The sequence below is a fragment of the Microbacterium sp. LEMMJ01 genome, from assembly GCF_002114135.1.
Classification (GTDB): Bacteria; Actinomycetota; Actinomycetes; order Actinomycetales; family Microbacteriaceae; genus Microbacterium.
On sequence record NZ_NCTV01000030.1, the window covers coordinates 265,993 to 291,629 of the forward strand.

General features: G+C 71.5%; 25 protein-coding genes, 1 tRNA gene and 1 pseudogene. 6 read left to right on the forward strand and 21 right to left on the reverse strand.

Annotated features, from left to right (window positions below):
- The first annotated feature begins 61 nt into the window (after positions 1 to 61).
- From B7W94_RS10115 to B7W94_RS10125, 3 genes are read left to right on the forward strand one after another with little or no spacing between them, the layout of a single operon-like run.
- A complete protein-coding gene (locus tag B7W94_RS10115; protein ID WP_085606278.1) occupies positions 62 to 1,051 on the forward strand; it encodes an AAA family ATPase in 990 nt (329 codons plus the stop codon).
- 10 nt (positions 1,052 to 1,061) lie between these two features.
- Positions 1,062 to 2,252, forward strand: a complete 1,191-nt coding sequence (locus B7W94_RS10120) for a DUF58 domain-containing protein (RefSeq protein WP_085606280.1) — start codon at positions 1,062 to 1,064, stop codon at positions 2,250 to 2,252.
- Positions 2,239 to 4,503: a transglutaminase family protein gene (locus tag B7W94_RS10125; RefSeq protein ID WP_085606282.1), complete on the forward strand. Its 2,265-nt coding sequence runs from the start codon at positions 2,239 to 2,241 to the stop codon at positions 4,501 to 4,503. The genes B7W94_RS10120 and B7W94_RS10125 overlap by 14 nt, the downstream gene beginning before the upstream one ends.
- A gap of 19 nt (positions 4,504 to 4,522) precedes the next feature.
- On the opposite strand, the gene trhO is transcribed toward B7W94_RS10125, so the two are convergent.
- From trhO to mpaB, 12 genes and pseudogenes are all read right to left on the reverse strand, one after another.
- Positions 4,523 to 5,431, reverse strand: coding sequence for an oxygen-dependent tRNA uridine(34) hydroxylase TrhO (gene trhO, locus B7W94_RS10130; protein ID WP_085606284.1), 909 nt, complete (start codon positions 5,429 to 5,431; stop codon positions 4,523 to 4,525).
- A gap of 29 nt (positions 5,432 to 5,460) precedes the next feature.
- A complete protein-coding gene (locus B7W94_RS10135) occupies positions 5,461 to 6,192 on the reverse strand; it encodes a hypothetical protein (protein WP_085606286.1) in 732 nt (243 codons plus the stop codon).
- Complete coding sequence (locus tag B7W94_RS10140; protein ID WP_085606288.1) at positions 6,189 to 6,917, reverse strand: ABC transporter permease; 729 nt, start codon at positions 6,915 to 6,917, stop codon at positions 6,189 to 6,191. Before B7W94_RS10140 ends, B7W94_RS10135 begins: the two co-directional genes overlap by 4 nt.
- Complete coding sequence (locus B7W94_RS10145) at positions 6,914 to 7,636, reverse strand: ATP-binding cassette domain-containing protein (RefSeq protein WP_115642562.1); 723 nt, start codon at positions 7,634 to 7,636, stop codon at positions 6,914 to 6,916. The genes B7W94_RS10140 and B7W94_RS10145 overlap by 4 nt, the downstream gene beginning before the upstream one ends.
- Positions 7,633 to 9,318, reverse strand: coding sequence for a daptide biosynthesis intramembrane metalloprotease (gene mpaP / locus B7W94_RS10150; protein ID WP_139833305.1), 1,686 nt, complete (start codon positions 9,316 to 9,318; stop codon positions 7,633 to 7,635). The genes B7W94_RS10145 and mpaP overlap by 4 nt, the downstream gene beginning before the upstream one ends.
- Positions 9,315 to 10,127, reverse strand: a complete 813-nt coding sequence (gene mpaM / locus B7W94_RS10155) for a daptide-type RiPP biosynthesis methyltransferase (protein WP_172400108.1) — start codon at positions 10,125 to 10,127, stop codon at positions 9,315 to 9,317. Before mpaM ends, mpaP begins: the two co-directional genes overlap by 4 nt.
- Positions 10,128 to 10,195: 68 nt before the next feature.
- Positions 10,196 to 10,315 (reverse strand): MpaA3 family daptide-type RiPP, encoded by a 120-nt coding sequence (gene mpaA3 / locus B7W94_RS18480; protein ID WP_301178377.1) that lies wholly within the window; start codon positions 10,313 to 10,315, stop codon positions 10,196 to 10,198.
- Between the two features lie 10 nt (positions 10,316 to 10,325).
- Complete coding sequence (gene mpaA2 / locus B7W94_RS18485) at positions 10,326 to 10,451, reverse strand: MpaA2 family daptide-type RiPP (protein WP_257721411.1); 126 nt, start codon at positions 10,449 to 10,451, stop codon at positions 10,326 to 10,328.
- A gap of 43 nt (positions 10,452 to 10,494) precedes the next feature.
- Positions 10,495 to 10,635 (reverse strand): MpaA1 family daptide-type RiPP, encoded by a 141-nt coding sequence (mpaA1, locus tag B7W94_RS18560; protein WP_367379568.1) that lies wholly within the window; start codon positions 10,633 to 10,635, stop codon positions 10,495 to 10,497.
- A 67-nt stretch (positions 10,636 to 10,702) separates the two neighbouring features.
- Positions 10,703 to 11,806, reverse strand: a pseudogene (mpaC, locus tag B7W94_RS10160) (daptide-type RiPP biosynthesis dehydogenase); the annotation flags it as partial.
- A complete protein-coding gene (gene mpaD / locus B7W94_RS10165) occupies positions 11,803 to 13,062 on the reverse strand; it encodes a daptide-type RiPP biosynthesis aminotransferase (protein ID WP_085606292.1) in 1,260 nt (419 codons plus the stop codon). The gene mpaD and the pseudogene mpaC, both read right to left, overlap by 4 nt.
- A complete protein-coding gene (gene mpaB, locus B7W94_RS10170) occupies positions 13,059 to 14,126 on the reverse strand; it encodes a daptide biosynthesis RiPP recognition protein (RefSeq protein ID WP_253247424.1) in 1,068 nt (355 codons plus the stop codon). The genes mpaD and mpaB overlap by 4 nt, the downstream gene beginning before the upstream one ends.
- A gap of 165 nt (positions 14,127 to 14,291) precedes the next feature.
- Here mpaB and B7W94_RS10175 point away from each other — a divergent pair.
- Positions 14,292 to 14,379: transfer RNA gene (locus B7W94_RS10175), tRNA-Ser, on the forward strand.
- A gap of 52 nt (positions 14,380 to 14,431) precedes the next feature.
- Here the strand turns inward: B7W94_RS10175 and B7W94_RS10180 are convergent.
- The 7 genes from B7W94_RS10180 to B7W94_RS10210 form a co-directional block, all read right to left on the reverse strand.
- Positions 14,432 to 15,034 (reverse strand): GNAT family N-acetyltransferase, encoded by a 603-nt coding sequence (locus B7W94_RS10180; RefSeq protein WP_139833306.1) that lies wholly within the window; start codon positions 15,032 to 15,034, stop codon positions 14,432 to 14,434.
- 18 nt (positions 15,035 to 15,052) lie between these two features.
- Positions 15,053 to 15,694: a phosphatase PAP2 family protein gene (locus B7W94_RS10185; RefSeq protein ID WP_234024150.1), complete on the reverse strand. Its 642-nt coding sequence runs from the start codon at positions 15,692 to 15,694 to the stop codon at positions 15,053 to 15,055.
- Positions 15,695 to 15,741: 47 nt separating this feature from the next.
- Positions 15,742 to 16,902: a cystathionine gamma-synthase gene (locus B7W94_RS10190; RefSeq protein ID WP_085606295.1), complete on the reverse strand. Its 1,161-nt coding sequence runs from the start codon at positions 16,900 to 16,902 to the stop codon at positions 15,742 to 15,744.
- A 54-nt stretch (positions 16,903 to 16,956) separates the two neighbouring features.
- Positions 16,957 to 18,327: a cystathionine beta-synthase gene (locus B7W94_RS10195; protein WP_062765045.1), complete on the reverse strand. Its 1,371-nt coding sequence runs from the start codon at positions 18,325 to 18,327 to the stop codon at positions 16,957 to 16,959.
- Positions 18,328 to 18,448: 121 nt separating this feature from the next.
- A complete protein-coding gene (locus B7W94_RS10200; protein WP_025104231.1) occupies positions 18,449 to 19,417 on the reverse strand; it encodes a carbohydrate ABC transporter permease in 969 nt (322 codons plus the stop codon).
- Positions 19,417 to 20,754 (reverse strand): carbohydrate ABC transporter permease, encoded by a 1,338-nt coding sequence (locus tag B7W94_RS10205; RefSeq protein ID WP_025104230.1) that lies wholly within the window; start codon positions 20,752 to 20,754, stop codon positions 19,417 to 19,419. Before B7W94_RS10205 ends, B7W94_RS10200 begins: the two co-directional genes overlap by 1 nt.
- Positions 20,755 to 20,865: 111 nt before the next feature.
- Entirely contained in the window at positions 20,866 to 22,194 is a 1,329-nt protein-coding gene (locus tag B7W94_RS10210; protein WP_085606297.1) for an ABC transporter substrate-binding protein, read from the reverse strand.
- Between the two features lie 283 nt (positions 22,195 to 22,477).
- Between B7W94_RS10210 and B7W94_RS10215 the strand changes: the two genes are divergently transcribed.
- The gene (locus tag B7W94_RS10215) at positions 22,478 to 23,482 is read left to right on the forward strand and encodes a LacI family DNA-binding transcriptional regulator (RefSeq protein WP_085606500.1); all 1,005 of its coding nucleotides are present in this window, start codon (positions 22,478 to 22,480) and stop codon (positions 23,480 to 23,482) included.
- A 66-nt stretch (positions 23,483 to 23,548) separates the two neighbouring features.
- Here the strand turns inward: B7W94_RS10215 and rplL are convergent, their stop codons facing one another.
- Both rplL and rplJ read right to left on the reverse strand, forming a co-directional pair.
- Entirely contained in the window at positions 23,549 to 23,932 is a 384-nt protein-coding gene (rplL, locus tag B7W94_RS10220; protein ID WP_025104227.1) for a 50S ribosomal protein L7/L12, read from the reverse strand.
- Between the two features lie 48 nt (positions 23,933 to 23,980).
- Positions 23,981 to 24,469: a 50S ribosomal protein L10 gene (gene rplJ / locus B7W94_RS10225; protein WP_025104226.1), complete on the reverse strand. Its 489-nt coding sequence runs from the start codon at positions 24,467 to 24,469 to the stop codon at positions 23,981 to 23,983.
- A 469-nt stretch (positions 24,470 to 24,938) separates the two neighbouring features.
- On the opposite strand from rplJ, the gene B7W94_RS10230 reads away from it, so the two are divergent.
- Positions 24,939 to 25,619 carry a YqaJ viral recombinase family protein gene (locus B7W94_RS10230; RefSeq protein WP_025102329.1) on the forward strand — a complete coding sequence of 227 codons (681 nt, stop codon included), beginning with the start codon at positions 24,939 to 24,941 and terminating at the stop codon, positions 25,617 to 25,619.
- Positions 25,620 to 25,637: the final 18 nt, after the last annotated feature.

The window sequence follows — 25,637 nt, forward strand, 5'->3', positions numbered from 1 at the left end:
CGGGCCGTGCGGAGCGTACGATCGATGCACGCGCATCGTTGCGCCGGACGAGAGGGAACGCATGCCAGAGAACGCCCCCCTGAGCCCGGTCGCGATCGACGCCGACGGATTCGCCGCCCAGACCGCGGCCATCCTCGGCTCGATCAGCCAGGTGATCGACGGGAAGCCCGAGGCCGTGCGCAGCGCCCTCGTCTGCCTGCTCGCCGAAGGCCATCTGCTCATCGAGGACGTGCCCGGCGTCGGGAAGACGATGCTGGCCCGCGCCCTCGCCGCGACCGTCGACGCCACCGTCCGGCGCATCCAGTTCACCCCTGACCTCCTGCCCGGCGACGTCACGGGGGTCTCGGTCTACAACCCCGTCGATCGCGAGTTCGAGTTCAAGCGCGGCGCCGTCTTCGCCCACATCGTCATCGCCGACGAGATCAACCGTTCCTCCCCCAAGACCCAGTCCGCGCTCCTGGAGGCCATGGAGGAGGGGCAGGTCACGGTCGACGGCTCCACGCATCGGCTGCCCGACCCGTTCCTCGTCGTCGCCACGCAGAACCCGCTGGAGATGGAGGGCACCTACGCGCTCCCCGAGGCGCAGCGCGACCGGTTCATGATGCGCATCTCGATGGGCTACCCCGACCCCGCAGCCGAGGCCCTCATGCTGCGGCAGCGTGACGTCGTGAACCCGCTGGCGACCGTGACCCCGGTCGCGGACGCCACCGCGATCTCGCAGCTCATCGCCTGGGCCCGGGCCGTGCACGTGGCGCCCGCACTCGAGGAGTACGCGGTCGCCCTCGCCCAGGCCACCCGCACCGACCCGAGCCTGCACCTCGGCGCCAGCCCGCGGGCCACGCTGCAGCTCGTCCGCGCGGCGAAGGTCTGGGCCGCACTGGACGGCCGCGACTACGTCATCCCGGATGACATCACGGACCTGCTGATCCCCGTGTTCGCCCATCGGCTGCTCCCGGCCCGCGGCGCGCATCGGGCGGGCGCCCAGCCGGTCGAGGCGGCGCTCACCCAGATCGCGGAGCGCGTGCGCGTGCCCGTCGCGACCCGTTCCTGAGGACACCGCCATGCGCCGACGTCGACTGCTCACGCCGCGCGGCACCGGTGCGCTCATCGCCGCGCTCGGATGCGTGATCGCGGCCAACATCCTCGGTGCGCGGATCCTGCTGTACCTCGGGGTCCTGCTGGCCGCGCTCACGCTGTTCGCGGCTCTCGCCGTCCGCCTCCCCCGCCGCTCCGGAACGGTCACCCGGCAGATCTCGACCGACCTCCTCACGGTCTCGGAGACCTCGCGCGTGACGGTCCGCTTCACGCTCCGGGCCCTCCGGGTGCCGCACGGGCTGTGGCACGATGTCCTCCCCTCCGCCGTCACCGGCGACTCGGGAGGCGAATACCCCGCCGACACCCCGCAGCTCAGCTACCTCGTCACCGGCGTCCGTCGCGGCGTCTGGCCCCTGGGGCCGCTCCTGCTGCGCACCGTCGATCCGTTCGGTCTGGCGCAGCGGGAGCAGGCGTTCGGCGACACGCGGACGATCACGGTGGTCCCGGAGGTCTTCGCGCTGACCCCGCTCGCCGTCCGCATCGGGGCGGCGGGCGGCACGGCGCACACCTCCTCCACCCGGCTCGGCCAGGGCAGCGACAACCTCTCGCCCCGCGGATACGCGCCCGGCGACTCGATGCGCCGCATCCACTGGAGGGCGACCGCGCACCGCGGAGAGCTCATGGTCCGGCAGGAGGAGGAGGAGTCGAGCCCGGACGCCGTCGTCGTGCTCGATCGCTCGGGCAGCGGGTGGACCGCGAATGCCGAGGAGATCGATCCGACGTTCGAGGCCGCGGTCTCGCTGTGCGCATCCGCCGCCCTCCATCTCGCCGCCGAGGGATACAGCGTCGACGTCCTGGACAGCGCGGGCACGCTCCTCGGTGCCCTCCGCGGACACGAGGACGACCGGGACGGCCTGCTGGTCGCGCTGGCGATGGTCACGCCGCGCGGCGAGCGCCGCGACCTCGTCGCCCTGCTCGGCGGGACACCGCCCGGACCGCTCGTCTACGTGACCGGCCGACTGGACGAGGAGGACGCCGCGCTGCTCCGCCCCGCCGGCGCCGCCGCACCGCTCCTCTTCAGCACCGACCCGCTGCCGGGCACCGAGGAGGCTGCCCGACAGCACGGCTGGACCGTGGCGCGACTGGGCACCGACGTCGCCGAGGCATGGGACGACGCGCTCTCGGCACGGACGGGAGCCGTCGATGTTCCGGGATGAGCGGCCGCGGCCCGCCGTCGTGCCCACCGGCACCCGCCCGCGCTGGCACCGCGATCGGGAGGAGCCGGCCGGGATCCTCGCCCTCGGTGCCCTCGCCGCCCTCGCCGCGCTCACCGCGCTCTGGCCCTTCACCTCGGTCATCGCCCCCGGGGTCTGGTCGTTCGTCGTGACCCTCGTCGTCGTCGCGGTGATCGGCGCCGGCATGCTCGTACGGCATCTGCTGCGCGACCGTCCTGCGGCCGTCGTCGGGCTGGTCGCCCTGCTCGCGCAGCTCCTCGTGGCCGTCGGTCTCCTCACCCTGCTCCTCGCGGGAGACACCGCCGTCGCGGGGGTGGTGCCGACGTCCGACACGCTCACGCTGTTCCAGGCCCTCGGCTCCGCAGCAGTCCAGGAGATCGTGTTCGGCTCGGCTCCGCTGGAGGCCTCCCCCGGGCTCGCGGCCGCCCTGGGTGCGGGCTTCGCCCTCGTCGCGATCCTGCTCGACCACCTCCTCGCCCACCGGGCCGCCGTCCTCGCCACCGTCCTGCTGGGTGCCGTCGGCGCGGTGCCCATGATCGTGACGCTGGGGCCGCCGAACGTGGCCTGGTTCGCCATCGCGGCGGTCGTGGCCCTCCTCCTGTTCCGGGTCACGGCGCGACGGCACCCCGAGTCCCCGCGCCGCGCCTCGGCGGGTGTCGCGGTCTCCGTCGGGGCGGCCGCCATCGCGACCACGCTCCTCGTGACCCCGCTGCTCCCGGTCGCGTCCAGCATCGCCGGGACCGGGGTCGGCGTCACGGTCGACGCCTCCCTGCGCCTGGGCGACGACCTCCGACAGCCGAGTCCGGTCGAGGTGCTGACGGTGGCCACCGAGGCGGATACCGCTCCCTACCTCCGCCTCACGACGCTCTCCCGGTTCGACGGCCGCGTCTGGCAGCCGGACCGCGGCGACCTCCAGTCCCAGGCGGACGGGTTCGGCGACGCGGAGTGGAGCGAGGACGTGACCGCCGCCGAGCAGACGACCTCGATCCGGGTGCTGCGGATGTCGAGCTCCTGGCTGCCCGTGCCGTATCCGGCCACGGACGTGCAGGGGCTCAGCGCGGCGTGGCGCGTCTCGCCCGACAACCGCACGTTGTTCTCCCGCCGCGCCGACGCGGTCGGCAACGACTACACCGTGACCTCCCTCCGCGTGACGCCGACGCTGGAGCAGATCCGTGCGACGGAAGCGGCCCCGCCCCGCGAGACCGACGAGGACGAGGAGGTGGAGCTCCCGGCTATCATCCCGGAGCTCGCGGCCGAGGTGACCGCGGACGAGGAGACCGACTACGACCGGCTCGTCGCGCTGCAGGACTGGTTCCGGTCGCAGTTCGAGTACTCGCTGGAGACGCCGGTCGACGAGGGCTTCGACGGCACCGGCGCCGACGCCGTGGCGCGATTCCTCGAGGAACGCTCCGGATACTGCGTGCACTTCGCCGGCTCCTTCGCGCTCATGGCCGAGAGCCTCGGCATGCAGGTGCGGATCGTGGTCGGATACCTCCCCGGTTCGCCCACCGACGAGAAGCGCGGTGACGAGTCGATCTTCTCGGTGTCGAGCGACCAGCTGCACTCCTGGCCCGAGGTGCTGTTCCCCGGCATCGGCTGGGTGCCTTTCGAGCCGACCGCCTCGCTCGGTGTCCCCACGGCCTTCCGTGCCGGCACCACCGGGGGCGGGAGCAGCAGCGGCCCGGCGACCCCCGCACCCACGACGGCTCCACAGACCGAGGAGACCTCCGGGCCGGAGGTCGACCGGAGGGATGCGGATGCCGGCTCGACGGACTCCGGGGAGCTGCGCCGGCTCGACCCGACGCCGGTCCTCCTCACGACACTCGGCGTGGTGATCGTGCTCCTCCTCCCCGCCGTCGTCCGGCTCCTCGAGCGGCGCCTCCGGATGCGTCGTGCCGCCCACGGAGACGCCGCCGCGGCGTGGGCGGAGCTGCGCGACACCCTGATCGACCTCCGGATCCCCGTCTCGGACGCGGAGAGCCCGCGGATACGTGCCGCCGGGCTCGTCAGGGAGGCAGGTGCGGACGAGGCCGCGTTGGGCCGGTTGGTCACGGCGGTGGAGCGCGCGAACTATGCGCGCACGTCCGCCGCTGCCGACGACCTCGCCGTCCCCCTGCGGGCCGTGCTCGTCAGCCTCCGCGCGCACGTCGCCGGGGGGACTCGGGCCGAGGCGCTGCTGTTGCCGCGGTCGCTCTATGCGCCGCGGGGTTCCGACTCCCGACTCCTGGTCTGACGGTCGGCAGGCGCCGCGGTCAGAGGTGCGCGGCGGACGGCTCCGCGTGCGTCGGGCAGGCGACCGCGTCGCAGTCCGCACAGACGACGAACTGCGCCCGGCAGGAGGGGTCGGGGCAGTTCGCGGTGCGCTTCGTCGCCGCCCCGCATCCCGCGCAGACGCCGATCACCCGCGCGTGGTCCGAGAAGTCGACGGATCCGCGCCCGTCGAAGACGTAGAGCGATCCGTCCCAGAGGCCGTCGTCGCCATAGGTCTCGCCATACCGGACGATCCCGCCCTCGAGCTGGTAGACCTCGCCGAAGCCGCGGGACACCATGAGGCTCGACAGTACCTCGCAGCGGATGCCCCCGGTGCAGTAGGTGACGACGGGCTTGCCCTTCAGGTCGTCGTACACGCCGGAGTCGAGCAGACGCACGAAGTCCCTGGTGGTCTCGGTGTCCGGCACGACGGCGCCGCGGAAGCGTCCGATCTCCGCCTCCAGCGCGTTCCGGCCGTCGAAGAACACGACCTCGTCCCCGCGCTCGGCGACCAGGGCGTGCAGCTCGTCGGGGGTGAGCCGCGCCCCTCCGCCGACGACGCCGTGCGCGTCGACCCGCAGCTCATCCGGGGCGCCGAACGACACGATCTCGTCGCGCACCTTCACGCTCAGCTTCGGGAAATCGAGGCTGCGGCCCGCCTCGTCCAGTCCGGTGCCCTCGCTCCATTTGATGTCGGTGTCCCGGAAAGGGGCGTAGGAGCGGAACGAACGCGCCCACTTCTTCAGAGCCGGGAGATCCCCGCCCAGAGTGCCGTTGACGCCGTGCGACGAGATCAGCAGCCGTCCGCGCAGCCCCAGCGCCTCGCCGAGGTCACGCTGCCAGACGCGGATGGCCTCCGGATCGGCGAGCGGGGTGAACGCGTAGAAGAGGACGATCTTGGGGGTGGCCACCCAGGAATCCTACGTCGCCTCCCGTCGCGCTAGCTCACGTCCCGCCGCAGGAACACCACCGCTCCCGCCCCGACCGCGAGCAGGATCCAGCCCGCCGCGATCGGCACCGCCGCCGGCCCGAGCCCCTCGCCCGCGGGGATGCCCAGGGCGGCCACGTCGAACCGGAAGGCGTCGAGCAGGGCGGGAAGCGGCAGATAGACGGCGCCGGCGCTCCAGAACATCGCCGCGAGGAGGCCCACCCCCATCGAGAGGGCGGCGACGAAGAGCGCCGCGAGATGCGCCTGCACGACGATGCCGATCCCCAGACCCCACAGCGCCGCGGCCGCACCGAGGGCGACAGCCGACGCGACGGCCGGCGCGTGCACGGGGACGCCGCCCAGGGTGACGAGAAGCGCCGTGTGCCCGCCGACCACCGCGGCGACCGCCACGACCGCGCCGCCCAGCGCTGCGGCGGGCACGCGGACGACGAGCATCGCCCACCGCGACTCCAGCATCAGCCGCTGCGCGACGACGCCGTCCCGCCGGTCGATCGTGTAGCGGAAGGAGCCGTAGACGGCCGCGAGGATGCCGGCGTAGGTCGCGAGCACGGCGTCGAAGGGGGCGACGAGCTCCTCCCGGGCCGCCGACGGGGCCTCGGCGAGCTCCGCCGGGATGCTCGTCGCCAGGGAGAGGGACAGCAGGAAGGCCGCCAGCGCGACCCCGAAGAGGACGACGTCCCCGGCCGCGCCCCGCGCCTGTGCCCGCAACGCTCGACCGATCACGCGACGCTCCGGCGTCCCCGGACGGCGGCGAGCGCGACGAGGCCGACCGCCCACGCCGTCCCGATGGCGAGGGCGGGCGCGAAGGCGAGCAGTCGGCCCTGGTACTCCGGCACGCTCAGCGCCGCGATGGCCATTCCCGGCGAGAACCGCGCGATCTCGGGCGCCGTCCGCAGCATCGCGAACTCCAGCGCCATCGGGAAGACGAGGACGATGATCGCCGTCGCGTAGTAGTTCCGGGTGATCCAGCCGATCGCTCCGCCGATGAGGGCGCCGAGGACCACGCCGCCCAGAGCCCCCGCGACGATGCGCCCCGCCTCCGCCGTGAACACGAGGCTGAGCCCGTGCCGGGCGAGGAAGAACGAGATGCCGAGCATCCACAGCAAGATGACGACCACGGCCAGCGCGAGGGCGATGACGACGCCGGCGACCAGCTTCCCCGGGAAGGCGCGGCGGAACCCGACCGCCGTGAGCGTCCGGTCCATGGAGCCGTAGTAGTACTCCCGCGTCACGGGGTATGCGCCGACGAACGCCGCCGAGATGACCGACCACGCGAGCGGCTCCAGCAGCCGGGCTGTCGCCGCGCCCGCGTCGAGGCCGTCCACCGCGAGACGGGAGCCGTCGGAGAAGAGCACGAAGGCCGGCATGAGGACCGCGACAAGGTACACGGCCAGGATCGACAGCCCGCTCACCGCGCGCAGCAGTTCGCCCCGGATCACGCCGCTCATGCGGGGGCTCCTTCGACGAGATCGAAGTACCGGCTCTCGAGCGAGTCGGCCCCGCCCGTGACGAGGTCGTCCAGCCTCCCGGCGAAGAGCGCGCGTCGTTTGATGACGACCACCTCGTCCACGACCTGCTCGAGCTCGGAGAGCTGATGACTGGAGACGAGCACCGTGCCGCCGCGTTCGGCGAAGCCGCGGAGGAACCCGCGCAGCCAGCGGATGCCGTCGGGATCCAGACCGTTGGCCGGCTCGTCGAGGATGAGCGTCCGCGGCCCACCGATCAACGCCGCGGCCAGGCCCAGCCGCTGCGCCATACCCGTCGAGTAGGTCTTCACGCGGCGGCGCGCATCGGCGGCGAGGCCCACCTCGTCCAGCACCTCGTCGACGCGGCCGCGCGGCGCACCGGCTGCGAGTCGGCAGATCTCCAGGTGCCGTCGCCCGGAGATGCCGGGCTCGAAGCCGAACCCGTCCATGTGGACGCCGACGTGCGCGGCCGGGTTGTCCAGCGCCCCGAACGGCGCCCCGTCGATCACGGCCTCGCCGCTGGTCGGCCGCACGAGACCGACGATCGCCCGCAGCGTCGTCGACTTCCCCGCGCCGTTCGGGCCGAGAAGCCCGACGATCGCCCCGCGGGGCACCGCGAACGACAGATCCTCGACAGCGGTGCGGCGTCCGAACCTCTTCGTGAGGCCGCGTACCTCGATGGCGTGCTGATTCATGGTCATCCTCTCTCCTCCTCGCTCGTGAGAGCTGCCAGCGGCGACGCGACCGCCGCCCAGAGCGCCTGCCAGAGCGGCGCCGTGCCGAGCTGCACGCGCGCCTGTCCCGCTGCCGGGAGGGCGCTGCGCTCCCCCGACACCTCCACCTCCGCCACGGCCGTCGCCGGGACCGATGCCCCGGGCGTCCTGACCGGGAAGAGCGCCTCGACCGGCACCTCGGTCTCCGTCGCAGGTCGGGTCCTGATCGTCCCCTCGCCGCGGTACTCGCTGGCGAGGATGCCCCGCGTCGACAAGACCACCGGGGCGCCGTCCGGGATGCGGGTGCCGGGATCCCGTCCGCCCCGCACCAGGACCACCCGGTCGTCGTCCACGGAGAACCCCAGCACCGCGGCCGTCGGGACCGGGACGAGGATGCCGGCGGCCACGATTCCGGCCGCGAGCGCGGCGGTCACGCCGACGAGGCGGAACCGCGAGGCACCGGATCGCCACATCCGGACCAGAGCGCGCACCAGGAGGACGACGCCCGCCACGACCACGACGGCCTCCAGAGCGAGCACGAAGAGGCTCGCCGCCGGGCCGGCTCCGTCGAGCAGCTGCGCGGTCCGGACGACCGCGAACAGCACCATGACGACCGGGGCCGCCAGGCAGCAGAGACCGAACGGCACGCTCCACCACCGCTCCAGCGCCCGCGGCTGCCGCGGCGCCCCGAACACGAGGCGGGCGAGGAAGCCCGCGCCGTCGCGGATCGACCTCCTCCGGAGATTCGGCTCGTCCAGGGCGCTCATCAGGGCGAGGTACCCGTCGAAGCGCACGAAGGGGATCAGGTTCACGAGCACGACGACCGTGCAGGAGATCGCGAGGAGCAGCAGTGTCTCGCGGGCCGCCGACGACGGCAGGGCGAGAGCGGCGAGCATCGCCACCGCCGCCACCGTGGCGTGGACGGCGGGGCCGGCCAGGGCGATCGCCACACGATGCCGTCGGTCGGGGAGCCGCCAGCCGTCCGTGACATCGACGAAGAAGGCGGGCGTGAGGTACAGGAGCATGAACCCCGCGCGCCGCGGCCGGCCTCCCAGCCGGGTGAGGGTGAGCCCGTGCGCGGTCTCGTGGACCAGGGTCGCGAGGCCGAGCGCCACGACGACGAGGGCGAAGCCGGCGAGCGGCACCGGACGAGCGAGCACGGCACCCAGCTCGCCGAGGTGCAGGGCCGCGCCGACGGTCCCGGCACCGACCACCGCGGCGACGACCGCGAGGACCGCACGATGCGGGACGGGCACGACCACACGGTCGAGACGCGCGAAGAGCGCGGACGCGCGGAGGGTCGCGAACTGCACGGTGAACGGCGGTCGATACGTGACACGACCGGGCAGCCGGGACGCACCCCCGTCCAGGAGCCCGGTGTCGCGGAAGCGTTCCATCAGTCGCAGCACGCTCTCATCGGTCTCCCCCGCCGCGAAACGGGCACGCAGCGCGGAGACCGCGGTGCGGCCGTCCATCGCCGTCAGCAGGTCGACGACCGGTCGGGACAGCCGCGCCGACGGCACGCCCTGGACAGTGGCGAGCCACCCGGAGCCCTCCGCCGTCGGCTCGAACGCGACGCCGGCGGCCAGGGTCGGACACGACTCGGCGGTGAGGGCGTCCCGTCCTCGTCCGCGACGTCGCCGCACGGCTCGTGGTCCTGCCGTCGTCATCGCCCGCCCCTTCCATCCTCGGCGCGGGTGGTGGTGAGGAGGAGGATCTCCACGCCGACGGGCGTCCGCACCGGGGACGTCTCGGGCGCCGCGAAACCGGCCTCGACGAGTTCGTCGGCCAGGAGTCGGGGGTTCAGCACGTGCAGGCGACTCGTAAGGACCGGCACCTCCGCGCGCGGGGCGATGTCCGCGAGGCGGACCCAGTTGACCAGCCGCACGGCGCCGTCGTCCTCGATCTGCTGCGCGAAGAGGAAGGGCTCGTCTCCCGCGCTGCCGGGGACCGTGATCTCGCGGTCGGTCGGGAGTACGAGAGCGTCCGCCGACGCCCCGTCCGCGATGGTGAGGGCGAAGACGCCGGAGGAGGCCAGATGACGTCGAACGCCCGCGTAGAGACGCGCCCGGTCTTCGCCATCGAGCAGCGTGATGGAGGTCGCCCCGAGGACGACGAGGCCGAAGTGCTCGCCGAGCGCGAGGTCGCGCATGTCCGCCACGACGCACTCGACGGTCGCCCCGTGCGGCACGGCGCCGCGGAGACGCGCGAGCATGTCCGCAGAGAGATCCACCGCCGTGACGCGATGCCCCGAGCGTGCGAGCGGGATCGTCAGCCGTCCGCTGCCCGCGGCGAGGTCCAGCACGGGTCCGGAGGCCGTGTGCGCGAGCCCCAGGACCTCGCGGATCTCGGCTCGGTCCGGGCCGACGAGCCGGTCGTAGAAGTCGGTGCCGGCTCCGGCGTACAGGTCCTGTGCCCTGGCGGTCGCGCCGACGAGGTCGAGCCGTGCCGCCACGGTCTCGGTGATCAGGGACGTCATCCGTGCATCGCCTCTCCTCGGCTGGATGGTCGGGGGGTGCGGGCGGACGATCCCGCCCGCACCCGCTGTCAGGTCGCGATGGCGGCGGCTCCGCCGATGATCGCGATGATGTAGCTCGCGTGCTCCCACCACTCGAGCGGGGTGTCGATCTGTTCGAGTTCCAGGAACTCCAGCGACGTGGACTGCACAGTGCACCTCCTAGGTCAGAGCGAGAATTCCGATGATCACGCCCACGGCGAAGCCGCGGATGTAGTCATCGGCATCGCCCGGCGCGTCCATGGCCTCGAGTTCGGTGAACTCGAGCGCCGGCAGTGCTGCGGTCATGCGTCCCTCCTTCCTTTCTCCGATCGGGTGCTGCCGGACGGCATCACGTGGCGGCTGCCGCACCGATCCCGATGAGGACCAGCGCGCCGATCACGCCCTGGTAGAAGCTGTCCCAGCTGGGCGCCTCCATCGGGTCGAGCTCCTGGAACCGGATTCTCATCTCCGTGCTTTCGTTCATTCCCATCACCTCCTCTCCGCTGCTCGGGCCGGCGATCGCCGACCGGGGACGGGCTCCACCGGGAGTCGTGGAGCACAGCGCGGACGTCCGCGGCGCGGACTCCGCGCAGCATGGGGCGGTGATCCCCCCACGCCGTCTCCACGGCGGCGGCGATCCGATCGATCTCCCGTGCGCTCGGGCGCGGCGGTGACGGGAGCCCTCCTTGATCGACGACGGCGGCGATGCCGGCGGCCGGGTCACGAGGCAGTGCTGTCCCCGCCGCGACGCCGGCCCAGAAGGCGTCGAGGCTGGCGCGGTCGCCCCAGCGCGGATCGCCCGCACCGATCCGGCGCCAGACGGCGGCGATGACCGCCGCCGTGGCCGGCATCTTGCGGACGCCGAGATGGAAGGCGACCTCGTTCGCGAGGTACCAGTGGCGGGCGCTGTACGGATCGGGCCCGCGGAGGGCGGCCGTGCGCTGGGTCGCGGCGCTGAGCCGCGCGAGGCGCAGTCGTCCCGTCGTCGACATCACGTCCCGCGCGGCCGCCTCGAGCAGCGCCCGACCGAGGATCCGCGCGTCGCGGTCGGCCCGCGCCGTCCGTGGACTCGTCGAGGCGCCGGCCACCCGGAGGAACGCCTCCAGCGCTCCCTCTCGCACGGCAGCAGGGGTGAGCGTGGCGAGCTGGTCGGGATCGAGGACGGCGTGGCGCGGACGCAGCGGGCGACCGACGAGGAGCCGGGCTCCGCAGCGGTTCCGGAGGATGGCGACGCTGTTCGTCTCCGACGACGTGCCGAGCGTCGTCGGCATCGCGACGATGTCGACCGGCGGAGGCGCGTCGGGCAGGATCGTGAGCGCCGAGGTCGCCGCGTGCCGCAGGGCGAAGTCCAGGAGGCGTCCGGGGCTGAGCGCGAGGGCCGCGATCTTGCTCGCATCGAGGACGCTTCCGCCGCCGACGGCCACGATGACCTCGGGCGGTCGTCGGACGAGCTCCTCGGCGATCAGGACGACGCCGAGCTCGTCCACCCCCGAGGCGTCCACCGTCATCGTCCGGGCGGACGCTGCGGCGGGAAGGGGGTGCGCGACGGCGGCGTCGGCGATCACCAGCGTGTCACGTCCCGCTGTCAGACCCGCCATCGTCTCTCGTGCGCGCGGCCCGTGCCACAGCGTGGGGACGCGTGCGGTGAACGGCACGGTCATGCCGCCGCCTCGCGCACCCGTGCCAGGCCGCCTCGCACGGACCGGTCGGTCTCGGCCACCTCCGCCGGGGTGAAGCCGTAGCCGGGGATGAGCTGGAAGGAGCTCGGACCGGGGTGCACCACGACGCCGCTGTCGGCGATGGCGGACACCACCTCCAGGACGTCGGTCCCGGAGAGCGGGGACCCGTCCGGGCCGCGGAGCCCCACCCCGACGAAGCAGCCGCTGCCGGTGACGTCGGTGACGATCCCGTCCTCCTGCCAGGTCCGCGCGAGGCGGTGCAGCGTCGACGCCAGGGCCTGCGTGGTGGCCTCGACGTCGATGCGGCGGAGCTCGTCGATCACGGCGAGGACCGCGGCCGCGCAGGCCGGCGTGCCCGCCTGCGTCTCGCCGTGGACGAAGGTCCATCCGCCGCGGGCGAACGCCGTCGCGATGCGGTCGCCGACGAGGAGCGCCGCCGCTCCCATCGCCCCGTTCGTCAGCGCCTTCGACACGAGGAGGACGTCCGGTGCGGCCGCCCAGCGATCGGTGGCGAACATCGCGCCCGTGCGCCCGAAGCCGGTCGCCACCTCATCTGCCACCAGCAGGAACCCATGCCGCTCCCTCAGCTCCAGGAGGCGACGGACGAAGGCGGCGGACAGCGCGTGGGCGCCGCTCCCGAGGACGGGCTCCACGACGACGGAGGCGACGCGGGAGCCTTCACGCTCCAGCAGCGCTTCGAGCTCCGCCCCGTCGTCGGCGTGCGACACGTGCCGCACCGTGCGCCGGTCGACGCCGTAGACCGACTGCAGCAGGTCGTCGCCGCTCAGCACGTGACTGCCGTACATCGTGCCGTGATAGCTGCCGCGCAGGCCGACGACGAGCGACCGCGAGCCCGCGCCCTGCTGCGCCCAGTACTGCCGGGCGAGCTTCATGGCGGCGTCGTTGGCCGCCCCGCCGGAGGTGGAGAAGATCACCCGCCGGTAGCGCTCGGAACCCGCGAGGGCGATGAGGGCATCGGCGGCGTCCTCGGCGTACCGGTGCGGGGCGCGGAACAGCGAGAGGTAGGAGGCGTCGCGCGTCGCCCTGCTCACGGCCTCGGTCACCGCCGGGTTGCCGAAGCCGAGGGGCACATTCCACAGGCCGCTGGTCGCGCAGAGGCGGTCGGAGCCGTCGGCGTAGAAGAGGCGATGCCCGGAGGCGCCGACCGCCACCCGATCCGGAGGGAAGGCGGTGTCGGCGGGGAGCATCGACGTCCACAGCGCGTGCGGCGCGCTCATCGTGCTCCTCCCCCCGAGGTGTCCTCGATCCCCGCACCGAGGTGGACTCCGAGCGCGGCGAGCGCCTCCAGGCACAGATGCCGCGCGTGGGCATCGGGCACTCCGCAGGCGCGGGCCACGCGCGCCGCCGCACGTCCGCGTGTGCTCGAGGTCTGGATCGCGTCGACCACCGCAGCGGTCAGCGGGGACAGGAGGTGCCGGCGGAGCGTCCGGACATCGGCGAGCAGGAACCCCTCGGCGGTGTCGAGCAGGAACGGGTCGTCGGTCAAGGGTTCCGCGTCCGCGAGGTCGTCATCGAGGAGCGCCCACCCGAAGCCCGCGATGCGAGCGGCGCCGTTCGGCAGGCGGAGCATCTTCCGGAGATCGGCCGCGTCGAGGTACCGGCGGAGCCACGGCCGGCGGTCGAGCTCGACGATGAGGTCCGCCGAGCCGGGCACGCCGCCCAGCGCCGACGCCAGGGGCAGGGCCTTCCCGAGGGCGGCAGGGAGGTCGTCCACGTGGTCGATCGCCTCCCCCTGCACTCCGAGATGCACACCGCCGTCCGCGTCGATGCGGAGGGCGCGCGGAGCCTCCACCTCCTGCGTCCGCGCGAGAGCGGAGCGGTCCGCGAGCAGCACCCGCGGGTCGAGCATGGCCGCGGCGAAGACTCCGGTGCCGCGCGCGAGATCGGCGTCGTCGAGGAAGGCACGCCAGCCCGCCTCGTCGAAGAAGCGCATCGCCGTCGGTCCGACGATCTGGACGAAGGAGGCCGCGATGTAGTCCTGGAGCTCGACGCCGCGCTCCCCCAGGAACAGCTCGTCGCCGAGGTCGGCGAGCCGTCCTGCGTAGCCGACGACGCGAGCCGCCCCCGGCCGAGGCACCGATCCTGCGGGCTCGAGGATCACGTCCTCGGGGTCGGCCGCAGCCGCGAGGGCGTCAGCGCCGGTCTCCGCCTCGCGCAGGAACACGCGACCGCGTGCCGCATGCCCGCCCGTGACCCACGCCCGCAGGGCCTGCGGCCCGAGGAGCGGGTCCTCGCCCATCGACCCGTCGCCCTGCCGTGCCGTCGTCGCACTCGTCCCCATGATCCCCCCAGAGAACCGGATCCGTCTGACGCCGTTGCGTCTTCATATGAAGATATACAGGCCTCTGACGAGGTGCAATATAACAGCTTTCGCGACCGCAGGCCTGGATCGCCGGTATGTCACGAGGCCCCCGGGACATCGGATAGGATGGACAGGTTGTTCCCTGGTGACGTGTCCGAGCGGCCGAAGGAGCACGCTTGGAAAGCGTGTGTTGTGCAAGCAACCGCGGGTTCGAATCCCGCCGTCACCGCCACAGACGAAGAAGACCTCCGCATCGCGGAGGTCTTCTCTCGTTTCGGGCGGCGTCAGCCGTCGAAGCGCACCCCGTACGTCAGACCACCGGGCGCGGACGGGAGCACGGTCATGCCGAGCCGCTCGTAGAACGCGGCCGCGCCGGAGTTCGCGGGGTCCATGCCGAGGTGCAGCGCCGGGACACCGCGCCGACGCAGCTCTGCGAAGAGCGTCTCGATGAGACCGCGACCGAGTCCCTGCCCCTGGGCCTCCGGCAGCAGGTCGATGTGCAGATGCGCCGGGTACTCGGCGGCATGCGGCTCGACCCCCGGCTCCCTGGTGTAGCCGTACTCGATCAGCTTCTCTTCGCGCGTCTGCGGGTCCGCCGATCGCGGATAGCGCGCGTGCAGGCCCGGCCACCACTCGTCGCGGAACCAGGCGTAGAAGGCGTCGGTGTCGTCGGTGGCGACGATGTAGCCGATGGTGCGCCCGTCCTCGGCCTCCACGACCCAGGCGAGGTCCGGGTGCCGCTCGACGTACGGCACCGCGAAGAGGTTCCCCCACAGCTCGTCATCGGACAGCACCCCGGTGGCGTCTCCCCCGGCGTCGGCCGTCCGCAGGCAGATCTCGAACATCGCCGGGCGATCGGTCGGACGGTAGGGACGGATGCGCGACACGGGGGCTCCTCGGACGGGTCAGGTTCCGCTCAGCCTATCGGCGCGGGCGGTCGCCTCGACGTCGCGTCGCACCCACGGCACCAGCCAGGCGGCGAGCACGAGGACGACGCCGGCGCCGACGAACGCCCCGCCGAGCGTGTCCGTGGCCCAGTGCACCGACAGGAAGGTGCGCGATAGGGCCATGAGCACGATCCAGGCCGCCCCCACGATCGCCACCCAGACCCGCGGGAAGAGCACCCAGAGCACCAGGGCGATGGTCGCCGCATTCGCGGTGTGACCGGACGGGAACGAGCCGTAGTCGCTCACGACGAGCATGTCGTGCGGGCGGGCGCGGCCGAACACGTTCTTCAGGAGCTGGACGGCACCGGCGCTGACGAGGAAGCACAACGCGGCGAACAGCGCCCCCCGCCATCGGCGCAGGAGCAGCAGGACGGCGATGGTCGCCAGCGGCACGGCGAGGATGGCGACCCAGCCACCGCCGATCCAGTTCAGCGCGAGGGCGAAGCTCAGCATCCAGTCCGCGCGGACCGCGGCGATCGTGTCGTTCCACCACTGGTCGAGCCCCGGCGTCTGCGGATACACGAAGACGACGAGTGCGCCGAGGGCAGTGGCCAGGAGGAGGCAGGCGACGCCCCACCACAGCAGCATCCGTCGATTCATCGTCCCATTGTGACGGACGCCCCCGCGATCGCGGGTCGCCGTGCCGGTCAGCGGGCGATGCGGGCGAGACCCTCCTCGAGATCCGCGATGAGGTCGGCCACGTCCTCGATGCCGACCGAGAGACGCACGACGTTCTCCGGGACGGCGAGCTCGGTGCCGCGGACCGACGCGTGGGTCATCTCCGGCGGGTAGCCGATGAGCGACTCCACGCCGCCGAGCGATTCGGCGAGCTGGAACACGCGGGTGCTCTCGGCGAAGGCCCGGGCGGCGTCCGCACCCGCAGCGAGACCGAGCGACAGCATGCCGCCGAAGCCGCTCATCTGCCGCGCCGCGATCTCGTGACCGGGGTGCGACGCGAGGCCGGGATAGAACACCTGCGCGAACTCCGGCCGCGCCTGGGCCCATTCGGCGATGGCCTGCGCGTTCTCGGAGTGCTGGCGCACCCGCACCGCGAGGGTCTTGATGCCGCGGGTCGTCAGCCAGGCGTCCAGAGGTGCGGAGACCGCACCCACCGCGAACTGCTGGAACTTCACGGCCTCGACGAAGCGGTCGTCACCGAAGACGACGGCACCGCCCAGCACGTCGGAGTGCCCGCCCAGGTACTTCGTCGTCGAGTGCACGACGAGATCGGCGCCGAGCGCGAGCGGCTGCTGCAGAGCCGGCGAGGCGAACGTGTTGTCGACCACGACGAGGGCACCGGCCGCGTGCGCCACCTCGACGATGAGCGCGATGTCGACGACCTTCAGCAGCGGGTTGCTCGGCGTCTCCAGCCACACGATGCGCGTCTCGGGACGGATCGCCGCGCGGATCACGTCGACGTCGGAGAGCTCGACCGTGGTCGTGTCGATCCCCCAGGGCGCGAGGACCTTCGTGAGCAGGCGGTAGGTGCCGCCGTAGACGTCGTTTCCGAGGAGCACGTGGTCGCCGGGCTTGAGGATGCCGCGCAGCAGCGCGTCCTCGGCCGCGAGACCGGACGCGAACGACAGCGCCCCGACCCCGCCCTCGAGAGCGGCGAGCTGCGTCTCCAGCGAGGAGCGCGTCGGGTTGCCCGCACGGTTGTACTCGTAGCCCTCCCGGAAGCCGCCGATGCCGTCCTGCACGTGCGTCGACGACTGGTAGATCGGCGGGATGATCGCCCCGGTGATCGGGTCGGGCGCCTGTCCGGCGTGGATGGCTCGGGTGGCGAAGGCGTGGTCGTGGTCGGACATGCTCTCAGCCTACGTCCGAGCCCTCCGACGGGTGCCGGCCTGTTACGTCCCGCGTCACCGGGAGAGGTAGCCGAGCAGGTCCTGTCGCGTCAGCACGGTGTGCGGCTTGCCGTCCTCGGTGACGAGGAGGGCGTCGGCGTCGGCGAGCGCGGCCCGCGCCTGCGCGACCGACGCGTGGATGCCGATGAGCGGCAGCCGCTCCCCCACGTGTGCGCCGACGGCGTCGCTCGGTTCGGCGTCGCCCCGGAAGAGCAGGTCGAGAAGGCCCTTCTCGTCGACGGTGCCCACGACCTCGCCCATCATCACCGGCGGCTCCGCGCTGAGGACGACGAGCTGCGAGACCTCGTACTCCGTCATCATGCCGATCGCCTCGAGCACCGTGTCGGTGGGGTGCGCGTGCACGAGGTCGGGGAGGCCGTGGCGGGAGGCCCGGGCGGCGAGCACGTCGGCGACCGTCTCCCCCTCCTCCACCTCGCTGAACCCGTAGGAGCGCATCCAGCCGTCGTTGAAGATCTTGCCCAGGTAGCCGCGTCCGCCATCCGGGAGGAGCACGACCATGACCGCGTCCGCCGGCAGGTCCTTCGCCACCCGCAGCGCCCCGACGACGGCCATGCCGCTGGAGCCGCCGACGAGGATGCCCTCCTCGCGGGCCAGGCGCCGCGTCATCGCGAACGACTCCGCATCGCCGACCGCGACGATCTCGTGCGGGACGGCGGGGTCGTACGCGCCGGGCCAGATGTCCTCGCCCACGCCCTCGACGAGGTAGGGCCGACCGGTGCCGCCGCTGTAGACGCTGCCCTCGGGGTCGACGCCGATGATGCGCACCGCGTCGTCGGACACCTCGCGCAGGTAGCGTCCTGTACCGGTGATCGTGCCGCCCGTCCCCACGCCGGCGACGAAGTGCGTGACGCGCCCGTCGGTGTCGCGCCAGATCTCCGGCCCCGTCGTCTCGTAGTGGCTGCGCGGCCCGTTCGGGTTCTCGTACTGGTTCGGCTTGAAGGCCCCGGGGATCTCCCGTGCCAGCCGGTCGCTCACGCTGTAGTACGACTCCGGGCTGTCCGCCGGGACGGAGGTCGGGGTCACGACGACCTCGGCACCGTACGCGCGGAGCACGTCGATCTTGTCCTCGCCCACCTTGTCCGGGAGCACGAAGACGCACCGGTAGCCGCGCTGCTGGGCCACGAGGGCGAGCCCGACGCCGGTGTTGCCGCTCGTCGGCTCGACGATTGTGCCCCCCGGCTGCAGATCGCCCGCGGCCTCGGCGGCGTCGATGATGCGGGCCGCGATCCGATCCTTCGCCGATCCGCCCGGGTTCAGGTACTCGAGCTTCACGAGCACCGTGCACGCGATGCCCTCGGTGACGTGCTGGAGCTTCACCAGGGGCGTGTCGCCGACGAGGTCGACGATCGAGTCTGCGTACTTCATCTGTTCAGGGTACGGCGCGGGCCCTCGCCTCCGGGGCTGTGTTTCACCGCCGCTTCGACAGGCTCAGCGACCCAGAACCTGGGTCCCTGAGCCTGTCGAAGGGCCTGAGCCCGTCGAAGGGTCAGCCCTTCGTCGCGCCGGCCAGCAGGCCGCGCACGAAGAAGCGCTGCAGGGCGAAGAACACGATCAGCGGGACGATGATCGAGATGAACGTTCCCGCGGACTGCAGGAACCACTTGTTCCCCCAGGTCCCGGAGAGCGAGTTCAGCGCCTGCGTGATCGGCAGGGCGCCGGGCGAGGCGAAGATCGTCGCGACCAGCAGGTCGTTCCATACCCAGAGGAACTGGAAGATCGCGAAGGACGCGATCGCCGGAGCCGCCAGCGGCAGGATGATCCGGAAGAAGACCTGACCGTGTCCGGCGCCGTCCACGCGGGCCGCCTCGATGATCTCGCCGGGGATCTCGGAGATGAAGTTGTGGAGCATGAACGTCGCGAGCGGCAGCGCGAAGATCGCGTGCGCGATCCAGACGCGGGCGAAGCTGTACTGCACCTCGTTCAGGCCGAACCCGGGGAAGATCGGTACGTCGTTGATCGTCAGTCCGTCCGAGAACAGGCTCAGCAGCGGCACGAGGGCCATCTGCAGCGGCACGATCTGCAGCGCGAACACGAAGATGAAGAGCATGTTCCGACCCTTGAAGTCGATCCATGCGAACGCGTACGCGGCGAGCGACGCCATCACGATCGGGAACACGGTCGCGGGGATCGTGATCGCCAGCGAGTTGATGAAGGCCGTCGCGAGGGTCGTCGAGGTGCCGCCCGAGTTCCACGCCTGCACGTAGTTGTCGAACGTGAACTCCGGGTTGGAGAAGACGGTCCACCAGCCGCTGTTCTGCGTGTCGGCACCCGGGCGGAACGACGTCACGAAGAGACCGAAGGTCGGGATCGTCCAGAAGAGCGCGATGACCGCGGCCGCGATCGTCGCCCCCTTCGAGGTCAGCTTCTTGTGGGCGGTCGCCTCGTTGCGGCGCGTGTCCCGCGCCACCTGGCGCTTGGTGCGGTTGTCCACGACGGTGGCCTGCGTTGCACTCATCAGCGGATCTCCCTCTGCTTGGCCATCGATCGGGCGTTGTAGATGATCAGCGGCAACACGAACAGGAACAGCACGACGGCGAGCGCCGACGAGTGCCCGTAGCTCTGGAACCGCTGCTGCTGGTTGACCATCTCGAAGCCGAGGACGCTGGTCTCGTCCCGTCCGCCGGTCATCACCGCGACGATGTCGTACACCTTGAGCGAGGCGATCGTGATGGTCGTGAGCACGACGATCAGCGACGACCGGATGCCGGGCACGGTCACGTTGCGGAAGCGCTGCCAGGCGTTCGTGCCGTCGAGCTCGGCCGCCTCCATCTGCTCCACCGGCACGGCCTTGATCGCGGCCGAGAGGATGACCATGGCGAAGCCGGTCTGGGTCCAGATGAACACGATGAGCAGCATGAGCGTGTTGAGGATCGGCTTGATCGCCAGCCACTGCACGGGGTCGCCGCCGAAAGCGGTCACGATCGCGTTGAGGAGACCGATCTGGTCACCCTGCCGGGCGTCGTACATGAACTTCCAGATGATGCCGGCGCCGACGAACGAGATCGCCACCGGCATGAAGACCAGCACCTTGAGGAACTTCTCGCCGCGGGCCCTGTCGATGAAGACGGCGTAGGCGAGGCCGATGACCACGGAGATGACCGGAGCGAGCAGCGCCCAGATGATGGTGTTGATCACCGACGACGTGCCGACCGGGTTGGTGAAGACCCAGATGTAGTTCTCGAGCCCGACGAACTCGTCGCCGGTCTTGTCGAAGAAGGACTTGAAGATCGTCGAGATCGCCGGGTAGATGAGGCCGAGCAGCAGCATGATGGCCGCCGGCGCCATGAACAGCACGAGCTGGAAGAGATAGCCCGCTCCCTGCCGCGCGCGGAAGTCCGCGAAGAAGAGGAGCGCCCCGACGAGGAGCGCGATCGCGACGACGTACACGACGGCGTTCGCGTAGGGACGGAGCAACAGCAGCGCGAGCACCGGGATGACGAGGCACGCGACCAGCCGCATGATGAAGTAGCCGCGACCAGGGCGGGGCGCGAACTCGATCAGCACGAGGATGATCGCCACGACCACGCCGAACACGAGCAGCACAGCGGGGATCTGCACAAGCGGATTCAGACCGCCCAGCCACAGGAAGAAGCTGTTGAGCGAGAACCCGATCGTGATCCGCGAGGACTCCTCGGTCGGAGCGGTGAAGACGAGGAGGAGAGCCAGCGCGACGACGACCACGAAGCCGATCGCGAGGATCGTGCGTGTGGTCTTCCTCCCCTTCTCGTCGGTGCCGTGCGTCGTCGGCGGCGCGTCAGCCTCGACGGGTTTCTCGATGGTCGCGTGCGACATGAACGTCCCCTTCTGGATCGTGCTGGGTTCCCGCGCAGTATGGATGGGTGGAGCGGGGCCGGGCTTGTGCAGCCCGGCCCCGCTCAGCCTGAGAAGATCGCGTCGAGGCGATCAGTTCTCGTAGCCGGCCTGGATGTCGGAGAGCACCGTGTCGGTGTCCTTGCGGTCGATCCAGTCGACCATCCCCTTCCAGAACGAGCCCGAGCCGACGGTCGACGGCATCAGGTCGGAAGCGTCGAACCGGAAGGTCGTCGCGTCGTCCTGCATGATGGTCATCGCCTCCTGGAGGAACTCGCTCGAGGCGAGGCTCGGGTCGGCGTTCTTGTTGGCGGAGATGACGCCACCGAGCTCGACACGGGCGTCGGCGAACTCCGGCGATGCCATGAACTCGAGCACCTGCTGGGTGGCCTCGTCGTCGGAGAAGGCCGCGACGAACTCGCCGCCACCCTCGACCTGGAGCTCACCGGCGGTCTCGCCCGGCATGATGAACGCGTAGACGTCGCCGTCCGGCGCGACCTCGGGGACGTTGCCGTCCGCGGTCTCCGTGTCGAGGAAGTTCGCCGACAGGAACGACGCCTGGTGGGTCAGCGCGCAGTCGCCCTTGGCCACCGCGTTGGCGACGTCGCCGAAGGCGGTCGAGTTGATGCTCTTGACGTCGCCGTAGCCCGCGTTGACGTACTCCGGGTTGAGCAGGATCTCACCGACGGCGTCGAAGGCCTGCTTGATCTCGGGGTCGGTGAACTTCACGTCGCCGGCCACCCAGTCGTCGTACACGTCGGGGCCCGACTGGCGCAGGACGAGGTCCTCGATCCAGTCCGTGCCCGGCCAGCCCGACGCCGCCTCGGAGGCGAAGCCGGCGCACCAGGCGGGACCGCCGGTCTTCTCGACGATGGTGTCGGTCAGGGCGATCATGTCGTCCCAGGTCTCCGGAACCTCGACGCCCCACTCGGCGAACTGCTTCGGCGAGTACCAGACGTAGCCCTTGAGGTTCGCGAGCATCGGCGCCGCGTAGAAGGTGTCGTCGAACGTGCCGTACTTCTTCCAGTCCTCGGACCAGTTCTCGTCGACGGCGGTCTCCACGGCCTCCGGGGCCGGCATGACCTTGCCGGTGTCGACGAGGGTCTTGAGCAGACCGGGCTGCGGGACGATCGCGATGTCGGGAGCGTCGCCACCGGTCACCTTGGTGACGATGTTGCCCTCGAAGCCCTTGTCGCCGGTGTACTCGACCTTGATCCCGGTGTCCTTCGTGAACTGCTCGAAGGAGGCGTTCAGGTCATCGGCCTCGACGCCCGTGATGCCGCCGGAGATCCGGACCGTGTCCTTGGTCTCCCCGCTTCCGCCTTCGCCGCTTCCGCCCTCGGCGCACCCGGCGAGCGCGAGAGACGCGACGCCGACGAGTGCGATGGGGGCGAGCAGGCGGTATCGCTGTGACAAAGCCATGTACTTCTCCTCTTCAGGTGGATCTTCAGTCCGCCCAAGGAGAGCAATCGCCACATCCATTGGGGAACCGATTCCAGGCCAACCTACTCGGGTTCCTTCGCGCCGTACAACTGGGGAAGGTTACAAGATCACAACCGTTTGAGGTCGGTGCCCTCCGTGTGGTGGGAGCGCTCCCAGTTCCACGGGTCTGGAACCGCTTCCTCCCCGCGTGTGGAACGGCTACGATGGCTCCCGGCGAGCGCCCGATGGCTCGCCGTCGTGGAACCGGGTCGAGGAGGACACGATGAGCACGATCGCCGACGTCGCGACGCGCGCCGGTGTGTCCAAGGCGACCGCGAGCCGCGCCCTGAGCGGCCGCGGCTACGTCTCGGAGGAGACGAGACAGCGCGTGGAGGAGGCGGCGCACGACCTCGCGTACGTCGCGCACTCCTCCGCCACCAGCCTGGAGACCGGGCGCACCGGCACCATCGGCCTGGTGATGCCACCGGTCGACCGGTGGTTCTTCTCGGAGCTGCTGGCGGGCGTGCAGGAGGCGCTGCTCGTGCGCGACCACGACCTGTCGCTGTACGGCGTCCCTGAGCGCTCGGAGACCAGGGAGCGGCTGTTCGAGAGCGTGCTGCCCGGTCGGAGATTCGACGGCATCATCGCCGTCGGCATCCAGCCCAGCGCCCGCGAGCTGGAGCGCCTGCACCGCACCGGGCGCCCGCTCGTCAGCGTGGGGCCCTACAGCGCCGGATCGAGCGCCGTGTCGATCGACGACGCGGCCGCCGCCCGGATCGCCACCGAGCACCTGATCGAGCTCGGCCACACCGACATCGCCTTCGTGGGCGGCGCCACCGACGACACCGACCTCAGCTACGGCGACGCCCGACGCCTGGCCGGCTACCGGGAGGCGCTGCACGCGGCGGGGCTGACTCCGCGGGCGCGCATCGCCGGGGCGGCCCCCACGATGCCCGGCGGCTATGCCGCGGCGGCGGGACTCCTCGGCGACCGCCGCCACCGACCGACCGCCATCGTCGGCGTGTGCGACGAGGCGGCCATCGGCGCCGTGATCGCCGCCCGCCGCCTGGGCATCGCGGTGCCGACCGAACTCAGCGTCGTCGGCATCGACGACCACGAGCATGCGGAGATGTTCGCCCTCACGACCATCGGGCAGTCGCCGCGGGACCAGGGCCGGGAGGCCGTGCGCCTGCTCATGCGACGGATCAGCGAGCCCGACGCTCCGGTCGAGCACGTCGAGGCCGCTTCGGCGCTCGTCGTCCGCAGCTCGACCGCGGCGCCGCGCTGACCCCGCAGACGCACGAAGGCCCCGGGCGGAACCCGGGGCCTTCGCAGAAGCGCTGGTGCGCTGGAATTACTTGAGGGTGACGGTCGCGCCGGCCTCTTCCAGAGCAGCCTTGGCCTTCTCGGCCGTCTCCTTGTTGGCGCCCTCGAGGACGGCCTTCGGAGCACCGTCGACGACGGCCTTGGCCTCGCCGAGGCCGAGCGAGGTGAGCTCGCGGACAGCCTTGATGACCTGGATCTTCTTGTCGCCAGCAGCCTCGAGGATGACGTCGAAGGAGTCCTTCTCCTCCTCGGCCGCGGCCTCGCCTGCGCCGCCAGCGGCACCGGCGACGGCGACGGGAGCAGCAGCGGTGACCTCGAACTTCTCCTCGAACGCCTTCACGAACTCGTTGAGCTCGATGAGGGTCAGGCCGGCGAACTGCTCGAGCAGCTCCTCGGTGGAAAGCTTCGCCATGATGTATCTCCTAGATAGATGGGGTTTGTAGACGAGATCGCCGGTCGCTTACGCGGCCTCGGCGGTCTCCAGCTTTTCGCGAAGCGCGTCGATGGTGGCCGCAGCCTTGCCCATCGTCGCCTTCATCATGCCCGCGGCCTTCGCCAGCAGAACCTCGCGGCTCTCGAGCGAGGCGTACGTGTTGACCTCGTCGGCGGTGAGGGCCTTGCCCTCGAAAATGCCCGACTTGATCACGAGAAGCGGGTTGGCCTTGGCGAAGTCACGCAGAGCCTTGGCGGTGGCGACGAAGTCACCGTGCACGAACGCGACAGCCGACGGCCCCTTGAGGTCGTCGTCCAGCGCGGAGATGCCTGCCTTGTTGGCGGCGATCTTGGTCAGCGTGTTCTTCACCACGGCGTACTCAGCGTCCTGACGGATGCTGTTGCGCAGCTGCTTGAGCTGGGCAACCGTCAGACCGCGGTACTCGGTCAGCAGGACGGCGTTCGAGTTCTCGAATGACTTCGTGAGCTCGTTGACCGATGCATCCTTCTGCGCCATGGTCACTCCTTGGTGTGTACGAGGCGCCGCACGGTGGTGGGGCGCCAGCCTCCGACCCCCCTGCAAAAGAGAAGAGCTCCGGCGCAAGCGCACGGAGCTCGGAAGTTCGTGACACCTGCGCGGGCCCCTGCGATGCAGAGCTTCGATCCTGTGCACTCGCGCGCACACGATGACCAGCGGTCTTCGGTTATGACCACTGTACCCCACCCCCACCTCTCCCCCAAATCCCCCCTCCTCTTCCCGTCGACCCACCCCTTTGCGCGCACCCCGGCCCCTTACGCCTGCACGCACGGGGCCGGAGGGCACGGAAGGGGGTGGGTCAAGGGTTCACCGGGCGAAGAGGCGGAAGGCACAATCCACCCCCCTACGCGCGTGCGCAGGGGGCCGGGACGCACGCAAGGGGGTGGGTCGGCGGGAGGGGGCGGCGTGTACGACGGGAACGGGGGTGGGGGAGAGTTAGAGTCTTCTGGTGACCCCGGAACTCCAAGCTCGCATCGTCGCGGACTCGCGCGACCGCGTGGCATGGATGAGGGCACGATCGCGCGGCATCACGGCCACCGACGTCGCCGGGCTCACCAGCGAGCGCTCGATCGCCCGTGCTGCCGACGCCAAGCTCGGCGGCGGGCCGCGGTTCGGCGGCAACGCCTACACCGACCACGGCCGGCGCCGCGAGCCGGAGATCGCCGCCTGGGTCGCCGCGACGCACGGCATCTTCCCCTCCTCCGCGCTGTTCCGCGCCGAGGTCGAGCACCGCCACCTGGCGACCCCCGATGGCATCTCGGTGGACGCGGACGGCCGTGTCAGCCTCGCGGAGATCAAGACCACCAACAAGGCCTTCCGGGGGATCCCCCGCACCTACCTGCGCCAGGTGTGGTGGCAGCAGCACGTGCTGGGCGCCGAGCGCACCCTGTTCGTCTGGGAGGAGCACGTCGACTTCTCCCCCGTCCACGACGAGCCCCGCTGCGTATGGATCGACCGCGACGACCGCGAGATCGCCAAGCTCGTGGGGCTCGCCACCGACCTCATCGACGAGCTGTACCGCCGCACGACCGGACGCACGGTCCCGGCCCGCTCCGCATCCCCGGCGGACAGCCGTCGGGAGCAGCTCCGCGAGCGCGACGCCTTCCGCGCCCTCGCCCTCGCCGACTGACCGCGCGGCGGCGATGCC

Excerpts from the sequence above, each read along its gene's own strand:
- B7W94_RS10185 (WP_234024150.1), bottom strand. The coding sequence starts at position 15,694 with ATGAATCGACGGATGCTGCTGTGGTGGGGCGTCGCCTGCCTCCTCCTG.
- mpaA2 (WP_257721411.1), bottom strand. The coding sequence starts at position 10,451 with ATGACCGCAGCACTGCCGGCGCTCGAGTTCACCGAACTCGAGGCCATG.
- rplL (WP_025104227.1), bottom strand. The coding sequence starts at position 23,932 with ATGGCGAAGCTTTCCACCGAGGAGCTGCTCGAGCAGTTCGCCGGCCTG.
- B7W94_RS10200 (WP_025104231.1), bottom strand. The coding sequence starts at position 19,417 with ATGAGTGCAACGCAGGCCACCGTCGTGGACAACCGCACCAAGCGCCAG.
- mpaA1 (WP_367379568.1), bottom strand. The coding sequence starts at position 10,635 with ATGGGAATGAACGAAAGCACGGAGATGAGAATCCGGTTCCAGGAGCTC.
- B7W94_RS10140 (WP_085606288.1), bottom strand. The coding sequence starts at position 6,917 with ATGAGCGGCGTGATCCGGGGCGAACTGCTGCGCGCGGTGAGCGGGCTG.
- mpaM (WP_172400108.1), bottom strand. The coding sequence starts at position 10,127 with ATGACGTCCCTGATCACCGAGACCGTGGCGGCACGGCTCGACCTCGTC.
- B7W94_RS10120 (WP_085606280.1), top strand. The coding sequence starts at position 1,062 with ATGCGCCGACGTCGACTGCTCACGCCGCGCGGCACCGGTGCGCTCATC.
- mpaD (WP_085606292.1), bottom strand. The coding sequence starts at position 13,062 with ATGAGCGCGCCGCACGCGCTGTGGACGTCGATGCTCCCCGCCGACACC.
- B7W94_RS10205 (WP_025104230.1), bottom strand. The coding sequence starts at position 20,754 with ATGTCGCACGCGACCATCGAGAAACCCGTCGAGGCTGACGCGCCGCCG.
- B7W94_RS10210 (WP_085606297.1), bottom strand. The coding sequence starts at position 22,194 with ATGGCTTTGTCACAGCGATACCGCCTGCTCGCCCCCATCGCACTCGTC.
- B7W94_RS10115 (WP_085606278.1), top strand. The coding sequence starts at position 62 with ATGCCAGAGAACGCCCCCCTGAGCCCGGTCGCGATCGACGCCGACGGA.
- B7W94_RS10125 (WP_085606282.1), top strand. The coding sequence starts at position 2,239 with ATGTTCCGGGATGAGCGGCCGCGGCCCGCCGTCGTGCCCACCGGCACC.
- B7W94_RS10195 (WP_062765045.1), bottom strand. The coding sequence starts at position 18,327 with ATGAAGTACGCAGACTCGATCGTCGACCTCGTCGGCGACACGCCCCTG.
- B7W94_RS10145 (WP_115642562.1), bottom strand. The coding sequence starts at position 7,636 with ATGACCATGAATCAGCACGCCATCGAGGTACGCGGCCTCACGAAGAGG.
- mpaB (WP_253247424.1), bottom strand. The coding sequence starts at position 14,126 with ATGGGGACGAGTGCGACGACGGCACGGCAGGGCGACGGGTCGATGGGC.
- B7W94_RS10190 (WP_085606295.1), bottom strand. The coding sequence starts at position 16,902 with ATGTCCGACCACGACCACGCCTTCGCCACCCGAGCCATCCACGCCGGA.
- mpaP (WP_139833305.1), bottom strand. The coding sequence starts at position 9,318 with ATGACGACGGCAGGACCACGAGCCGTGCGGCGACGTCGCGGACGAGGA.
- rplJ (WP_025104226.1), bottom strand. The coding sequence starts at position 24,469 with ATGGCGCAGAAGGATGCATCGGTCAACGAGCTCACGAAGTCATTCGAG.
- B7W94_RS10215 (WP_085606500.1), top strand. The coding sequence starts at position 22,478 with ATGAGCACGATCGCCGACGTCGCGACGCGCGCCGGTGTGTCCAAGGCG.